The sequence below is a fragment of the Undibacterium sp. Dicai25W genome (assembly GCF_049340505.1).
Lineage (GTDB): Bacteria > Pseudomonadota > Gammaproteobacteria > Burkholderiales > Burkholderiaceae_D > Undibacterium > Undibacterium jejuense.
In genome coordinates, this window is record NZ_JBMPOQ010000014.1 from 38,271 (window position 1) to 54,570 (window position 16,300).

Sequence of the window (16,300 nt, forward strand, 5' to 3'; positions counted from 1 at the left end):
ACAATTAGGCAACTAATAACTGCTTTATTGCTTGTTTGACTTCATGAGGGGCGGGTGGAAAGCCTTGGTCACCGAGATTGATAATTTTGTCAGACCAATTTCCTGCGGTTTTCCACTTTGGTGATGCGCAATAAATTTCTATGGTCGGAGTTTCATAGGCGGCGGCAATATGGGTCAGACCAGTATCAACGCCAATGGCGAGTGCGGCGGATTGTGCGAGGATTGTTGCTTCCTGCATGGATAGCGCTGGGAGTACGCGGGCATTCGGCATTTGTGCAGCCATCGCTTCTGCTTCGGCTTTTTCAGCGGCGTTACCCCAAGGTAGCAAAATAGGTAATGCGTAGCGGCGTAATTCCTCAGCAATGTCTACCCAGTGAGCACGTGCCCACTTTTTCGCTGCGCCTGCCGTGCCGTGAAAGAACACGACATAGGGCTCACCCGGTAACCATGCTGGTGTGTCTCGCGGTGGTTCCAAACCAAAGCTGGCGGGCGTGTTCACTGTATATCCAGCGGCTGCGGCGGCGACTAAACGACCGCGCAGCACGGCATGCGTATGTCGATCCACCGGCACGCTTTGGTGATGGAAAAAACGTGAAATACCCTCGTACCCTGACCCTTCAGTACCGTTCGCCAATCCGACTTTTTTACCGCCTGGCGCCAGACGGGTCATCCCCATAATCATGCCGGTTTTGAATAAACCTTGGGTATCAAGCACCAGATCGTATTTTTCTTTTCTGAGGGCTTGATAAAAATGTTTCATCTCTTGCCGTGTTGCCGCCGCTCCGAGATTTTTACGCCAACGTCGCAGCGCGAACGGAATGATATTTTGTACCCCGGGATGTAAGCGCACCAGATTGACATAGGCCTCTTCGACCACCCAATCGATTTGTGCGTTGTTGAAGTGACGATGCAAATCATCGACGATAGGCATGTTATGCAACACATCGCCCAAGGAAGAAACGCGGATCAGGAGGATTTTCACGGAATGGCTATTGCAAGAGAGGTGGTAGCGGAAACGAAAGACGAATTAATTAGGCAGGGCATTAATATACTCCCCCAGAAAATTTAAAAATCATCCCAGATATCAAGATGATTACTAGGTCACTAAAAATTACTGGGTAGAGTATATATATATTTGTCTGCTTAATTTCGAGAAGAGAGCAATTTAAAACGGCAATTGCGCTTCGGGTTTGACTGCCAGAATTGCCTGCTTCAATGCGCCCTGAATGCGGCTCAGTGCAGCGGGTGTTTCAGCCTCAAAACGCATGACGATCACGGGTGTCGTGTTGGATGAGCGTGCCAGACCAAAGCCGTCAGGATATTCAACACGCAAGCCGTCTATCGTGATGACTTCGTCAGCACCCGGGAAGTCAGCATTGGCTTGCATCGCAGCGATAATGGTGAAGTTTTCCCCCTCTGCCAATTGCAGTTGCAATTCTGGGGTGGATGCTGATTGTGGCAATTGATTTAAGGTTGTAGTCATGTCGGCCACGCGGCTCAGAATTTCCAGCAAACGCGCACCTGCATACAGGCCATCGTCAAAACCGTACCAACGGTCTTTAAAGAAAATATGACCGCTCATTTCGCCGCCAAGCGGGGAACCAGTTTCACGCAGTTTGGCTTTGACCAGCGAGTGACCAGTTTTCCACATCAGTGGTACGCCACCGCGAGCTTTCACCCAGGCAGAAATATGGCGTGTACATTTCACGTCATACAAAATTTGCGCACCGGGATTGCGCGTCAACACATCTTCGGCAAATAACATCAATTGACGATCAGGGTAAATGATCTGACCATCTTTGGTTACCACGCCTAAACGGTCGCCGTCGCCGTCGAATGCCAGACCGATTTCAGCATCGGTCGTTTGCAGGCAACGGATTAAGTCTTGCAGGTTTTCTGGATGGGCAGGATCTGGATGATGATTTGGGAAAGTACCGTCCACTTCGCAGAATAACTCAATCACTTCACAGCCCATGCCGCGGTACAGATCCGCTGCATAAGCACCTGCTACGCCATTGCCGCAATCTACCGCGATTTTGATGGGGCGAGTCAGTTTAACGTCGCTGATGATGCGTTCCAGATAGGTCGCTTTGATGTCGTGCGTGCGGTAGTTACCACTACCAGTTGCAAATTCTTTTTTCAAAATTGCCTGGTATAAGGCTTGAATCGCATCGCCATAAATGGCTTCGCCAGCCAGCACCATTTTGAAGCCATTATAGTCTGGCGGATTGTGGCTGCCTGTGACCATGATGCCAGACGCTGCGCCTAACACATTGGTACCAAAGTACACCATCGGTGTTACCACAACGCCCAAATCAATCACATCTACCCCGGTCGATTGCAGACCTTTGGCCAGTGCAGAGATCAACTCAGGACCTGACAAGCGGCCATCGCGGCCGATTACAACGGCTTTTTCGCCTTTTGCCAGCGCTGCGGTACCGAAGGCCTGGCCGATTTGAAACGCCACGTCGGCGTCCAGTGTTTTGCCAATAATGCCGCGAATATCGTAGGCTTTAAAGATGCTTGGAGAGAGTAGGGACATAAAGGCCTTAGTGTAAAAATTTAAATCAATATATAAACGCTTTTAATTCACTTGTGTTGCGTAGGGGCTGATAATCAGGGTAACAGGCGCAGATTTTTGCTCTCTATGACCGCCTTTTTATCATCCTGCATCGTGCTGCCTTCCGTGGCTTGCCAGATCAGATCTTCAATCCCACATTGAGGTTGGTATTCAGCCACTATTTTCATTAAGAGAGCACGAATTTCGGCGTAATTAAAGTCATTGCAGGCGGTTTCTAATTCCTGCAAGAAATTATTCAGGTTGTCCCATGGTATTTCGTTTTCCTGCGCCCTCATGATCAAAGGATGAGTGGTTCCTTCGACATTGTCGCCGATTAATAATTCCTCAAACAATTTTTCACCGGGACGCAAGCCCACGTGCTGGATTTCTATCGTTCCATCCGGGGTTGTTTCTGATTTAACTTCCAAGCCACTCAAATGCACCATGCGGCGCGCCAGATCGACAATTTTTACCGGCTCGCCCATATCTAAAACGAAAACATCGCCACCTTCGCCCATTGCACCGGCTTGTAACACCAGTTGAGCTGCTTCAGGGATAGTCATGAAATAGCGCGTGATTTCCGGATGCGTAAGGGTGATCGGCCCACCTTCCATAATTTGTTTGCGGAACAGCGGCACCACCGATCCCGAAGATCCCAGCACATTACCAAAACGTACCATGCAAAAACGGGTTGTGTGTTGCTTGCGTGCGCAAGCCTGCAAAATCAATTCAGCCATGCGTTTAGTGGTACCCATGACATTGGTTGGGCGAACTGCTTTATCGGTTGAGATCAGGACAAAATTTTTGACCTTTGCGCGCATCGCAGCTTGTGTAACAGTCAGCGTACCGAACACATTGTTGCGTATGCCTTCGACAGGATTATGCTCTACCAGAGGCACATGCTTATAAGCCGCAGCATGGTAGAGCGTGTCGATCGGAAAAGCGGAAAAAATCTTATCCAACTTGGCAGCATCAAGGACACTGCCAAGAAACGGCAATATTTCCAGATCCAGGTTCAGTTGCGAGCGCAAGACACTAAGTTCTTGTTCGATCGCATACAGAGCGTATTCCGACATGTCTAACAAGATCAGTTTTTTTGGCTTTTGGCGGACGATCTGACGGCACAGTTCCGATCCTATCGATCCACCAGCACCGGTCACCATGACATGTTTATTCGTGATACAGGTTGCCAGCAAACGCGCATCCGGAGCAACCTGATCACGTCCCAGCAAGTCTTCAATTTCGACATCGCGAATGTCTTGTACCCGTAACTCACCGTTGACCAGACTCTGAATCGAGGGTGTGACTTTGATCTTCAGTTTCAGGTGCTCGAGTTGATCCAGAATTTGCTTTTGTCGTGCTTTAGAAATCGTTGGCAGGGCCAATAAAATTTGTTTGATGTCGCGTTTCGGTACCAGGCTATCCAAATCGGCTGGATTATAAACTTTGATACCGGCGATGGTGGAGCCTTGTATATGCTTGTTATCATCAACGAACGCGACACACACATACTCGCCTCCTGAACGCAGGGCGCCAGCCAGCAATGCACCTGCTTTACCGCCACCATAAATACACACCGGAATTGCATTTTCGGACATACCAGCATTGAGCAACCAAGTGCGCGCAATGAAGCGACTAGCGCACAGGTAGATCATGGCACCAGCCCAATAAAAGCCAAAAATCGCCCTGGAAATTGGCATGATGTGTAACATGATGCCGATGAAAGCCAGCAATAATACTGAGGTGCTGGCACCAATGAGGATCGTACTAATAATTTTTTGATCAATAAAGCGTACTACTGCCCGATACAAGCCTATGCGTATGAAAATAGGTACTGAGATCAATGGAATCGAGATGATCAGTCCAAAGTAGTGGCGGAATAACTCTTCATTAAAACCCTCATAACGCAGCCAGATTGCCAGGATAAAAATCACAGGCAGGCAAACGGCGTCCAGACTCGCGGCAATGATTTGTTTTTGCAGCCTCGACAAGTTAATCAGATAGTGCAACATGGTGTGTCTACTTTCGCGCTTTAGGTGCTGAATGTGCAGTATATGCTTTGGGTACTTGCAGTGCTTTAATGGGTAATACCGTCACGGCGCACTACTTTGAAAAACGTCATCCACAGAATGCGAATGTCGAGCCAAAATGATTGATGTTGCAAGTAATATGCGTCCAGTTCAACCTTGACAGGAATAGGTAGTTCATCCCGACCATTGACCTGCGCCCAGCCAGTCAAGCCAGGGGCAATGGTATGTACTTGATTTTCCGTACGCAACGTAATCAAATCATCCTGATTGTAAAGTGCTGGTCGCGGACCGACAAAGCTCATATCACCATTGATGATGCTCCATAACTGTGGCAATTCATCCAGACTAGATTTGCGGATGAAGGAGCCAATCGGTGTCAGATATTGGTCGGGGTTGGTGAGTAAATGTGTCGCAACTGCGGGTGTATCTATGCGCATGCTGCGAAATTTTGGCATCTTAAAAATAACGTTGTTCTTGCCAACACGATTCGACCAATAGACCACCGGGCCTTTTGAAGTCAGTTTGACGCACAATGCCGTCAGGATCAAAGGAACGGCAAGAATGGCTGTTGCGATGAAAGCCAGAAATAAATCAAAAATGCGTTTTATCATAAACTAAGGAATGCTAAGAAATAGTTGAGTCATGCAGACTTTGCCAGCATCGTCGCAGCTAAACCTTGCTCTACCGAATAAGGCGGCGTCCATCCTAAAACTTGCTTTGCCTTGCTGATGTCTACCTGCAAAGAGCCGCACAGCCTGTCGCTGATGGCGGGACGCCTCGCGAGTTTTGCCAGCAGAATCAATAGCTTTGGTGGAAACGGCAGTAAGCGCGACGGCATGTGCAAAGCTTTGGCGCTCAGTTGTAATAATTCTGCTGTCGATAAATCGTGGTCATCGGATACCAAAAACACTTGTTGTGCCGCATTCTGATTACGCAGACAGCACAATACCAGACTGACCAAATTTTCCAGGTAAACAAAGCTGCGCTTATTCTTAATGCTGGCAAACGGTAGCGGGATGCCTTTTTCGACCCAATTCAACATACTGGCAAAATTGGCTTTGACACCGGGCCCGTAAATCAGCGGCGGACGTATGATAGTCACGTGCATTCCGCTACGTTCACCAAGAGCCAATAGTGCATTTTCTGCTTCGCGTTTGGAGATGCCATACGGATCTTGCGCTTCAGATGGGGTCGTTTCATTGTATGCATGGCCTGGCTTTGTGCCTTCGCCATTGACCTTAACTGAGCTAATAAATATGAATTGGGTTGCACCAGCTTTTGCTGCTTGTTCTGCCAGTCGCATCGTGGCATCCACGTTCACTTGCCTAAATAAGGGCAGCGGATCAGCGACTGCTTCTTGCATTACGTGTACCCGCGCTGCACAGTGAATCACAATACCAACGTCAGCCAGAAATCCTGACCAGTCAGTTTGCGCTGACAAATCGCTGAGGTGCGGATTGCTGACCTCCGCATTCAATTTATTGATGGGGCGTCTGGTCGGGCAGATCAAGCGTTCAGAATGATTCACCAGGGCCCGATAAATAGCCTGACCAACAAATCCGCTGGCTCCAGTCAGCAAAATTTTACTCTTATCCGGAAAGCGCAACTGTTCAGACATGTTTGGCACCGCTATAGACAAAATATTTGCGGAAAATGAATTTCAAAAAGCTCCGAATAAACCAATTTGCGTGGCGTGATGCAACATTACGGTTTTTGCGAGCGGCACTATGTAAGGCTTTTAATTGCGGATAGTAGCGTACACCATGCCCTAACATCAGGCTGGATCGGTAGCACAAATCTACATCTTCAAAATACATAAAATAGCGATCATCAAAACCGTGCAGGAGTTGATAATGGCTAGCTTTAAACGCCAGAAAAGCGCCCGAAGCCCAGTCGCTTAGTCCCGCCGATTTATAATCGCTTTTATTGTATGGTTCGGTCAAGGAGCGCACCCATGCCATCCGAATCGGAGAAAAGAAGTCTGGAAAGCGCCGTATATTTGCATCAGGCGTTTCAAAATTGGCATCGCGGTACAGGTTTAATGTTGCCAAGGCTGCATGATCAGCGCGCATTAAACGCACCAATTCTAATATGGTTGCCTGGTCAGTGCTGACATCCGGGTTCATAACAATAAAAATATCATCAGCTTGAATGCCTACGCTATTTTTTATCTGTGCAAATAAGAAATTATTATTTGCACCAAAGCCCAAGCCTGGCGATGCGTCGGTGTACGACACACGATGGCGCAAGCAATATTCTTTGAGTTCGCTTGATGGCAGATTGTCTTTAATCCAGACATGAATATCGTCACCTGCGTCTTGTAGTCCACCAATCTGACTTGCGATGAGCAGATCCTGGTGGCCATGACTGACGATGGCGATATGAATCATGCTGAAAATTCCATTGCTAACTTTATCATTATTGTCCAGAGATATTCTTGGGCTGATTCCGGGCGAGTCGTTAGTGCAGTGATTCGGCATTTTTGGGTATGCCAACTGCGAAAAATTAAAAACCGCCAAAAGCAGATAAAAATCGAGTATGCAACAATATCGAAACAAGCATCATTTGAAAAGCAGCTTTTAGTTCAATTTATCGTTGTTTTCGGTAAGAAGAGGCAAATATGTCTGATCGAAGGCCAGAATTTTATCAAAAATACATTGACCTTTTATTTGTCTGCATGTTTATGTGTTCACATCAATTTCCCAGCTCGGCAAACGCCGGTCGGGAAATTGACAAAAATCAGGATGAAAAAAACCTAGCAGATAAAACTTGTTACGCTATCTTGCCCAGAACATGTGCCAAAGCTGCTTCCCACTCCGGAATGTGCACATGAAACGTTGTCGCCAGCAAACTAGTATCCAGACAGGAATTGACCGGACGTTGTGCCGGGGTTGGGTATTCTGTTGCCGGGATGCCCGTGACCGTTGGCGCCGCTTTTTGCAAACGACCAGCAGCACTCGCCTGACGCATGATTTCTTGCGTAAAGCCACACCAGCTGGTGCGTCCTTTGGTGGTCAGATGGTAGGTTCCCTGATGTGATGTCCACCATGTTGCAGCATCTTCAGCCGAGTTCAACTGCGCGACGATAGCGGCGCTGATGTCGGCGATGGCATTGGCCGATGTCGGCGCACCCCATTGATCGTTCACAACACGCAATTCGTCGCGTTCGTTAGCTAGACGCAACATCGTCAACAAGAAGTTTTTTCCGAAGGTCGAATACACCCAACTTGTTCTGAAGATCAGGTATTTGCAACCGCTGGCAATAATTGCTTGTTCACCCGCGAGTTTGGTTTTTCCGTAGACGTTGACTGGATTCGTTGGTGCGTCTTCGGTGTAACTTGGCAGCTTGCCATTGTCGTCGCGTAAGCTACCGTCGTACACATAGTCTGTCGAATAATGAATCAGTCCTATACCCAGTTTCTTTGCCTGTTCAGCAAAAACGCCAGGGGCGATGGCATTGATCGCCTGTGCCAGCTCAACTTCCGTCTCCGCCTTATCAACGGCAGTGTAAGCGGCGGGATTGATGATCAGGTCCGGTTTGCAGTCGGCGACAAAGGCGGCAATCGCAGCCGCATCGCTGAGGTCAAGTTGAGCGCGGGTTGGCGCGATCACTTCGTGATGCTGACTTAAAATCGGTTGCAAAGTGTGACCGAGTTGACCCGTCACACCAGTGAGCAAAATTCTCATACAAAGACCTCTGCATCCGCCAGCAATTTGGCGACCTGATCTTTACCGGATAAGACGGGTGCTTCAGTGATTGGCCATTCAATACCAATGGCTGGGTCATTCCACATCAGGCTGCGTTCAAATTCTGGCGCCCAGTAATCCGTTGTTTTGTACAAGAATTCTGCTTTTTCGCTGGTCACCACGAAGCCATGTGCAAAACCAGGTGGTATCCACAATTGGCGCTGATTAGTGGCGGATAAAGTTACCCCCGTCCATTGACCAAAACGTGGTGAGCTTTTGCGCAAATCGACCGCAACGTCAAATACTTCGCCCGACACCACGCGTACCAGCTTACCTTGTGCTTGTTGGATCTGATAGTGCAAGCCACGTAAAATATTTTTCGCCGACATCGAGTGATTGTCCTGAACAAATTCCAGGTCAACGCCAGTCAATTCTGCAAATTTTTTGGCGTTGAAACTCTCGTAAAAAAAGCCGCGCTCATCACCGAAGACTTTCGGTTCTATGATAATGACTTCTGGTAAATTGGTTTTAATAACGTTCATAGCTTAAAAAGTTTTGTGTTGCAGAAGACGCAGCAAATACTGGCCGTATTCGTTTTTCTTCAGAGGTTGCGCTAAAGCTTCGAGTTGTTCGGCGCTGATGTAATTGCGGCGGAACGCGATTTCTTCCGGACACGCAACTTTTAAGCCCTGGCGTTTTTCTATTGTCGCCACAAACTGGCCTGCTTCAAGCAATGATTCATGGGTGCCGGTATCGAGCCATGCCATACCGCGACCCATCAATTCGACGTTCAGTTCACCTTGTTTCAGGTAGACGTTGTTGACGTCGGTAATTTCTAATTCACCACGTGGTGACGGTTTGATATTCGCGGCAATATCGCACACCTGATTGTCATAAAAATACAAACCGGTAACAGCGTAGTTGGATTTTGGCTTGAGCGGCTTTTCTTCAATGCTGATGGCTTGTTTGTTCGCATCAAAATCAACCACACCATAACGTTCTGGATCATGCACGTGATACGCAAACACGGTAGCACCTTGATTGCGGGCATCAGCATTACGCAGTTGCGGCTCAAAATCGTGACCGTAGTAGATGTTGTCGCCCAAGATCAGTGCTGATGGCGCGTTGCCGACAAATTCTTTACCGATAATGAAGGCTTGCGCCAGCCCATCTGGTGACGGTTGTACCGCGTATTGTAGATTGATACCCCACTGTGAGCCATCACCTAACAATTCGACAAAGCGTGGTGTGTCTTGCGGTGTGGAGATGATCAGGATATCGCGCATGCCGGCTAACATCAGCGATGTCAGCGGATAGTAAATCATGGGCTTGTCGTAGACCGGCAGCAATTGTTTAGAAACTGCTTTGGTCACAGGGTACAAGCGCGTGCCTGAACCACCTGCGAGGATGATCCCTTTGCGGGAAGAAGGTGTGAAACTCATGCTTGTTCCTTATTACTGTATTGCAGATCGACCCACTTCATGTAGTCACCGGATTGCACCTGAGCGACCCAGGCGTCATTAGCGAGATACCATTCCACGGTTTTACGCAGTCCGGTTTCAAAGGTTTCTGCTGGTTTCCAGCCCAATTCACGTTCGATCTTACGCGCATCAATGGCGTAGCGACGGTCGTGACCAGGACGGTCGGTAATATGTTTGATCTGATCGCGGTAGCTGCCTGTTGGCTTGGCTTGTAATTCATCGAGCAAATCGCAAATGGTATGGACGACGCTCAGATTGGTTTGTTCATTCCAGCCACCCACGTTGTAGGTCTCGCCAACGCGACCGGATTCCAGCACGCGACGAATCGCAGCGCAGTGGTCGGTTACATACAGCCAGTCACGCACTTGTTGACCATCGCCATAGACTGGCAGATCTTTACCGGCGCGGGCATTGGTGATGATCAGCGGAATTAATTTTTCAGGAAAATGATACGCACCGTAATTGTTTGAGCAATTAGTGGTCAATACTGGCATGCCATAAGTATGGTGGTAAGCGCGTACCAAATGATCAGATGCTGCTTTGGATGCGGAGTAAGGGCTGTTTGGTGCGTAGGCCGTGGTTTCAGTGAATGGCGGGTCTTCCGCAGACAAGGTGCCATAGACTTCATCGGTTGATACGTGCAGGAAGCGGAAGGCGGCTTTCTTCTCAGCATCCAGCGTATTCCAATAGGCGCGTGCTGCTTCCAATAAGGTAAAGGTACCATTGACATTGGTGGTAACAAAGGCAGCAGGGCCGTGAATCGAGCGGTCAACATGGCTTTCGGCAGCGAAGTGCAAAATCGCGCGTGGCTGGTGTTGCGCAAACAGGGCAGCTAACTTATCACCATCACAAATATCGCCTTGCACAAACAAGTGGCGTTCGTCATTGCGCAAACTGGTCAGGTTGTTTAAATTACCTGCATAAGTCAATTTATCGTAATTCAGTACCGACTCATCGGACTGTGCCAGCCAGCTCAAGACAAAATTAGCGCCGATAAAACCAGCACCGCCTGTAACAAATATCATTCTCAAACCCCTAAAGTAGTAACTTCAAATTAGCTCGCGATTTTACTAGAGTTCAGGGGGTATTAGCTAGAAATATAGGTTGTCAAAAGAGAATTTAATTTGATTTTTACATGCTTAATAGCTGGAAATTCCCCTAAATTGGCGACTTCTTGGTGCCATTTCAAAGTTCACGGAGAAATTGTAAATAGACAAAGGCGAGACTACGCACCTAGGGTTAACCTTATATCGATTTTACTAAGTGAGAGATTTAGTAAAAAATAATGGAGTCTATTAAATGGAGTCGATTAATTACTGTCTATTTGCGACAAGCAAATCCAGATAGTCGTGATAATGGCGTAGGCAAGGACCAATGTAGCGACCAATGTAAGTTTCATGGGAGCCCCCTAAGGCCGGAAAAATGAAACTGTGTTGAAGAGTTTTTCAGGATAGATATTGAAATGCATTTTGTTCGTATGGATTTGTTTCCTTCTTGTTTCTAAATGTAATTCAAATTGCTGCATAGCAACAAGGGGGGATTGAAAGTTTTGATGGTAAGCAAAAAAATGTCATTTGGGGCTTGAAAAAACAGATGCCATCGCCATGTACGGCTGCAATATGTAATTGACTGGAGGTTAAGAATGCAACACCAAGAAAATATGCAAACAGAAAATGAAACTCAGGCAGCTAAGCAGGCGGCTGAAACTGTTCAGTCAGCGGCTGAACTAGTAGCAGAAACCGAAGCGGCCATTTCTGAGGAAGTGGTTGATGCAGAAGCAAAAAATAGGCAAATCATCGCTGAACTAGAAGCGAAAGTTGCAGAATTGCAAGACGCGTTTATGCGTGCTAAAGCAGATGGTGAAAATATCCGCCGTCGTGCTCAGGAAGATATTTCTAAGGCCCACAAGTTTGCCATTGAAGGTTTCGCTGAAGCAATGGTGCCAGTCAAAGACAGCCTGGAAATGGCATTAAAGGTTGAAACACCGTCAATTGACTCCTTGAAAGAGGGTGTTGAAATGACATTGAAGCAGTTAAATGCGGCCTTTGAAAAAAATCGCCTTATGGAAATCAATCCAGTTCAAGGTGAAAAACTGGATCCTATGAAACATCAAGCCATTTCTATGGTGCCTGCTGAACAAGATGCAAACACCGTCGTTACTGTTTTGCAAAAGGGTTATAACATCGCTGATCGCTTGTTACGCCCGGCTTTAGTAACCGTTGCACAAGGTAAATAAAAAAAAGCGTAAAAAACCAGCAAAAAACGCTTGAAAAGCAGGTTTTTTACCTAATATCGGGTACAGACGAGTTATTTAATTAAGTTCTTGAAGCTTTTGATGAGTGAAAACGACAAAAGTTCAATAATTTAGATTAACTCAAAAATATTGACAAATACATAAAATCTAAATAATTCTGAGGAAAAATCATGGGAAAAATGATTGGTATTGATTTGGGTACAACCAACTCTTGCGTTGCTATCATGGAAGGCGGCCAGCCTAAAGTTATCGAAAACGCTGAAGGCGCACGTACCACGCCGTCTATCATTGCTTATCAAGAAGATGGTGAAATTCTGGTTGGCGCATCTGCGAAACGCCAGGCTGTTACCAACCCAAAAAATACACTGTTCGCGGTAAAACGCTTGATCGGTCGTAAATTCGAAGAAAAAGAAGTGCAAAAAGACATCAGTCTGATGCCTTACACGATTTCCAAGGCCGACAACGGCGATGCGTGGGTTTCCGTGCGCGACAAACGTTTGGCACCACCACAAATTTCCGCAGAAGTTTTGCGTAAAATGAAAAAAACCGCTGAAGATTACCTCGGCGAAGAAGTGACTGAAGCGGTTATTACTGTCCCAGCATACTTTAACGATGCGCAACGTCAGGCAACTAAAGATGCAGGCCGTATCGCTGGTCTGGATGTTAAACGCATCATCAATGAACCAACCGCAGCGGCATTGGCTTTTGGTCTGGACAAAAAAGAAAAAGGCGATCGCAAGATTGCAGTTTACGATCTGGGTGGCGGTACATTCGACGTATCGATCATTGAAATCGCTGACGTTGATGGCGAAATGCAATTCGAAGTATTGTCCACAAACGGCGATACTTTCCTCGGTGGTGAAGACTTCGATCAACGCGTGATCGATTACATCATTACTGAATTCAAAAACATCAATGGTCTGGATTTGTCCAAAGATCCGATTGCTTTGCAACGTATTAAAGCCTCTGCTGAACGTGCAAAAATTGAATTGTCCAGCGCACAGCAAACAGAAATCAATGAACCGTACATCGCGATGGCCAATGGCGCACCAGTGCATTTGAATTTGAAAATCACACGTGCAAAATTGGAAGCATTGGTTGAAGAACTGATCCAAAAAACCATGGAACCTTGCCGTCTGGCGATCAAAGATGCTGGCGTGAAAACATCAGACATCGACGACATCATCCTGGTTGGTGGTATGACCCGTATGCCTAAAGTGCAAGAGCTGGTCAAAGACTTTTTCGGTAAAGAACCACGTAAAGACGTGAATCCTGACGAAGCAGTAGCGGTTGGTGCAGCGATTCAAGGATCGGTCTTGTCTGGCGATCGCAAAGATTTGTTGTTACTGGACGTAACACCGTTGTCCCTGGGTATCGAAACTCTGGGCGGTGTAATGACTAAGATGATCCAGAAGAACACAACGATCCCCACCAAGTTTAGCCAGGTGTTCTCGACAGCGGATGACAATCAGCCAGCTGTAACGATCAAGGTTTATCAAGGTGAGCGTGAAATCGCTGCCGGTAACAAAGGCTTGGGCGAATTCAATCTGGAAGGTATTCCACCAGCAGCACGTGGTACACCACAGATCGAAGTGACTTTTGATATCGATGCGAACGGTATTTTGCACGTAGGTGCAAAAGACAAAGCCACTGGCAAAGAAAATAAAATCACGATCAAAGCTAACTCTGGTCTGACTGAAGAAGAAATCCAGAAAATGGTGAAAGACGCAGAATTAAATGCGGAAGAAGACAAAAAAGTCAAAGAATTGGCTGAGTCCCGCAATCAAGGTGATGCATTAGTTCATTCCACCAAAAAAGCGTTGTCTGAACATGGCGATAAGTTAGAAGCTGGCGAAAAAGAGAAGATCGAAGCAGCGATCAAAGATCTGGAAGATGTACTGAAATCCGGTGACAAAGCTGAGATTGACACTAAATTGGGCGCGCTCTCTACAGCATCCCAAAAGCTCGGTGAAAAAGTGTATGCCGACATGCAAGCGCAACAAGCTGCTGCCGGTGCTGCAGGTGGCGCAGGTGCGGCTGGCGCAGAAGCACATGCGAAGGATGACGACGTTGTTGATGCTGACTTTAAAGAAGTCAAAGATAACAAGTAATCCCGTCACCCAATAACGGCGACGTATAAGCGCAGAGGCGCAGAGGCCGCAGAGAAAATCAAATAATCTCTGCGTCTCTGCGCTTTTGTAGTAACTGTTTTTGAACTTTTAAAATGACACATTGAACGCGACTGTCGCACAATGTGAATCAATAAAAACAAGGTGTAATCGAGATGGCGAAGCGTGATTTTTACGAAATTCTCGGAGTCGGTAAAAACGCCTCAGAAGAAGAAATTAAAAAGGCTTATCGTAAGCTGGCGATGAAATACCATCCGGATCGTAATCCGGATAACAAGGCTGCCGAAGAAAAATTCAAAGAAGCCAAAGAAGCTTACGAGATGCTTTCAGATAGCCAAAAGCGTGATGCCTATGACCGTTACGGCCATGCTGGTGTTGACCCAAATATGGGCGGTGGCGGAGGTGGCGGTGCCGGTGGTTTTGCAGATGCGTTTGGCGACATTTTCGGTGATATCTTTGGTGGTGGCGGTGGTCGCCGCAGTGCCGGACCTCAGGTCTATCGTGGTGCAGATTTGCGCTATAACCTTGAGATCACTTTAGAGCAAGCAGCGAACGGTTTTGATACCACGATCCGTGTTCCAAGCTGGGATGAATGCGACACTTGCCATGGCTCAGGCGCTAAACCTGGAACCTCTCCTGTGACATGTACCACTTGCGCCGGACACGGTCAGGTGCGCATGCAACAAGGCTTGTTCAGCATTCAGCAAACCTGTCCTAAATGCCACGGTACAGGCAAAATGATTCCCGATCCATGCCCGACTTGCTCTGGTGTTGGTCGTATCAAACGCAATAAAACCCTGGAAGTGAAGATTCCAGCCGGTATTGATGACGGCATGCGTATTCGTTCATCCGGCAACGGTGAGCCTGGCGTCAATGGCGGGCCTCCGGGCGATCTGTATGTTGAAATCCATATCAAACAGCATCCAGTGTTCCAACGCGAAGGCGATGATTTACATTGTGAAATTCCGATTTCCTTTGTCAAAGCAGCTTTAGGTGGTGATATTGAAGTACCAACACTCAGCGGTAAAGCATCATTTACCGTGCCTGAAGGTACGCAATCTGGTAAGACTTTCCGCTTGCGTAGTAAAGGCGTCAAAGGTGTGCGTTCTGGATACGCTGGCGACTTGTTCTGCCACGTTGTGATTGAGACACCAGTAAAACTGACCGAGAAGCAAAAAGACTTGCTACGCGAGTTTGAGCAATTGACGGTTGAAGGCGGTTCAAAACACAACCCACAAAGCAAGACCTGGATGGATAAAGTGAAAAAGTTTTTTGAATAAAACGGCTTTGAACACTTCGTCGCATAAAGCATAGCCCTGTTGAATTTCAGCAGGGCTTTTTTTTACCCACAAATGCGCCCTTAAATTGTGCAAATTAGAAAAAATGCTCCAAAAAAGCACAAGAGAACTAGCAGGATTTAGGTTAAGCTAAATGACCATTTACAAAAGCTTACAAATATAATGGGACATTGTTGAGCGTTCGATTTCTTCGGACGGTAATATTTTTACTCTCAACATGAGATCATCGATCAGAGGAGACAAAATGCGTTTGATGAAATTGAAATTTTGGTTAGCTGTATGTGGCTTAGCGATGGGCGTTGCTACCGGGGTTCATGCAACGGAAGTCGCTGGTGTGAAGTTGGATGATACATTGCAGCTCGCCAATACCGAACTCAAGTTAAATGGCGCTGGTATACGCTACAAAGCAATTTTTAAAGTATATGTTGCTGGTTTGTACTTGAAAGAAAAAAAGACCACGGTCCAAGATGTTCTGAATTCTGACGGTCCGCGTCGTGTAACCTTGGTGATGATGCGTGATCTGAGCAGTGAAGATTTTAGCCGTGGATTTATGCAAGGGATACAAAAAAATACGGATAAAGGAGATAAAGCCAAACTCACTTCTCAGTTTTTGCGTTTTGGAGAATTGTTCGCATCCGTTCCCGAGCTGAAAAAGGGTGATGTGATGACCAATGACTGGATCCCTGGTGTTGGTACCGTGGTTGCCCTCAACGGTAAAAAAATGGGTGATCCTTATCCGGATATTCTTTTCTACAATGCCCTACTGCGTATTTGGCTGGGTGAAAGCCCAGTTGATAGTGGTCTGAAGAAGGCCATGCTAGGTGAGTCAGAGAACCGTAGCGCATTCCGCTAACTTATTTT

General features: G+C 47.0%; 15 protein-coding genes. 5 read left to right on the top strand and 10 right to left on the bottom strand.

What is annotated here, in order from left to right:
• Window positions 1-4: 4 nt before the first annotated feature.
• The 6 genes from waaC to ACO0KY_RS14705 form a co-directional block, all read right to left on the bottom strand.
• On the bottom strand, window positions 5-982 hold the full coding sequence (gene waaC / locus ACO0KY_RS14680) for a lipopolysaccharide heptosyltransferase I (RefSeq protein WP_423047245.1): 978 nt from the start codon (window positions 980-982) through the stop codon (window positions 5-7).
• A 183-nt stretch (window positions 983-1,165) separates the two neighbouring features.
• Complete coding sequence (locus ACO0KY_RS14685; RefSeq protein ID WP_423047247.1) at window positions 1,166-2,542, bottom strand: phosphomannomutase/phosphoglucomutase; 1,377 nt, start codon at window positions 2,540-2,542, stop codon at window positions 1,166-1,168.
• 74 nt (window positions 2,543-2,616) lie between these two features.
• Window positions 2,617-4,572 (bottom strand): polysaccharide biosynthesis protein, encoded by a 1,956-nt coding sequence (locus tag ACO0KY_RS14690; protein ID WP_423047249.1) that lies wholly within the window; start codon window positions 4,570-4,572, stop codon window positions 2,617-2,619.
• 65 nt (window positions 4,573-4,637) lie between these two features.
• A complete protein-coding gene (locus ACO0KY_RS14695; protein ID WP_423047338.1) occupies window positions 4,638-5,198 on the bottom strand; it encodes a sugar transferase in 561 nt (186 codons plus the stop codon).
• Between the two features lie 32 nt (window positions 5,199-5,230).
• Window positions 5,231-6,208 (bottom strand): UDP-glucose 4-epimerase family protein, encoded by a 978-nt coding sequence (locus ACO0KY_RS14700; RefSeq protein WP_423047251.1) that lies wholly within the window; start codon window positions 6,206-6,208, stop codon window positions 5,231-5,233.
• Entirely contained in the window at window positions 6,201-6,980 is a 780-nt protein-coding gene (locus ACO0KY_RS14705) for a hypothetical protein (RefSeq protein ID WP_423047253.1), read from the bottom strand. The genes ACO0KY_RS14700 and ACO0KY_RS14705 overlap by 8 nt, the downstream gene beginning before the upstream one ends.
• Here ACO0KY_RS14705 and ACO0KY_RS14710 point away from each other — a divergent pair.
• Entirely contained in the window at window positions 6,954-7,349 is a 396-nt protein-coding gene (locus tag ACO0KY_RS14710) for a hypothetical protein (protein WP_423047255.1), read from the top strand. The two genes, ACO0KY_RS14705 and ACO0KY_RS14710, sit on opposite strands and share 27 nt — an antisense overlap.
• 13 nt (window positions 7,350-7,362) lie before the next feature.
• On the opposite strand, the gene rfbD is transcribed toward ACO0KY_RS14710, so the two are convergent.
• Genes rfbD through rfbB form a run of 4 tightly spaced genes read right to left on the bottom strand, consistent with a single transcriptional unit; the run spans window position 7,363 to window position 10,783 of the window.
• The gene (gene rfbD, locus ACO0KY_RS14715; RefSeq protein WP_423047257.1) at window positions 7,363-8,277 is read right to left on the bottom strand and encodes a dTDP-4-dehydrorhamnose reductase; all 915 of its coding nucleotides are present in this window, start codon (window positions 8,275-8,277) and stop codon (window positions 7,363-7,365) included.
• Window positions 8,274-8,819, bottom strand: a complete 546-nt coding sequence (gene rfbC, locus ACO0KY_RS14720) for a dTDP-4-dehydrorhamnose 3,5-epimerase (RefSeq protein ID WP_423047259.1) — start codon at window positions 8,817-8,819, stop codon at window positions 8,274-8,276. The genes rfbD and rfbC overlap by 4 nt, the downstream gene beginning before the upstream one ends.
• Window positions 8,820-8,822: 3 nt before the next feature.
• Window positions 8,823-9,719 (bottom strand): glucose-1-phosphate thymidylyltransferase RfbA, encoded by an 897-nt coding sequence (gene rfbA, locus ACO0KY_RS14725; protein WP_423047261.1) that lies wholly within the window; start codon window positions 9,717-9,719, stop codon window positions 8,823-8,825.
• Window positions 9,716-10,783, bottom strand: a complete 1,068-nt coding sequence (rfbB, locus tag ACO0KY_RS14730) for a dTDP-glucose 4,6-dehydratase (protein ID WP_423047263.1) — start codon at window positions 10,781-10,783, stop codon at window positions 9,716-9,718. The genes rfbA and rfbB overlap by 4 nt, the downstream gene beginning before the upstream one ends.
• A gap of 617 nt (window positions 10,784-11,400) precedes the next feature.
• On the opposite strand from rfbB, the gene grpE reads away from it, so the two are divergent.
• From grpE to ACO0KY_RS14750, 4 genes are all read left to right on the top strand, one after another.
• Window positions 11,401-11,994 (top strand): nucleotide exchange factor GrpE, encoded by a 594-nt coding sequence (grpE, locus tag ACO0KY_RS14735; protein WP_423047265.1) that lies wholly within the window; start codon window positions 11,401-11,403, stop codon window positions 11,992-11,994.
• A gap of 188 nt (window positions 11,995-12,182) precedes the next feature.
• The gene (gene dnaK / locus ACO0KY_RS14740; RefSeq protein WP_422992823.1) at window positions 12,183-14,123 is read left to right on the top strand and encodes a molecular chaperone DnaK; all 1,941 of its coding nucleotides are present in this window, start codon (window positions 12,183-12,185) and stop codon (window positions 14,121-14,123) included.
• A gap of 173 nt (window positions 14,124-14,296) precedes the next feature.
• Window positions 14,297-15,421: a molecular chaperone DnaJ gene (gene dnaJ, locus ACO0KY_RS14745; protein WP_422992825.1), complete on the top strand. Its 1,125-nt coding sequence runs from the start codon at window positions 14,297-14,299 to the stop codon at window positions 15,419-15,421.
• Window positions 15,422-15,683: 262 nt separating this feature from the next.
• Entirely contained in the window at window positions 15,684-16,292 is a 609-nt protein-coding gene (locus ACO0KY_RS14750) for a chalcone isomerase family protein (protein ID WP_423047267.1), read from the top strand.
• Window positions 16,293-16,300 lie beyond the last annotated feature (8 nt).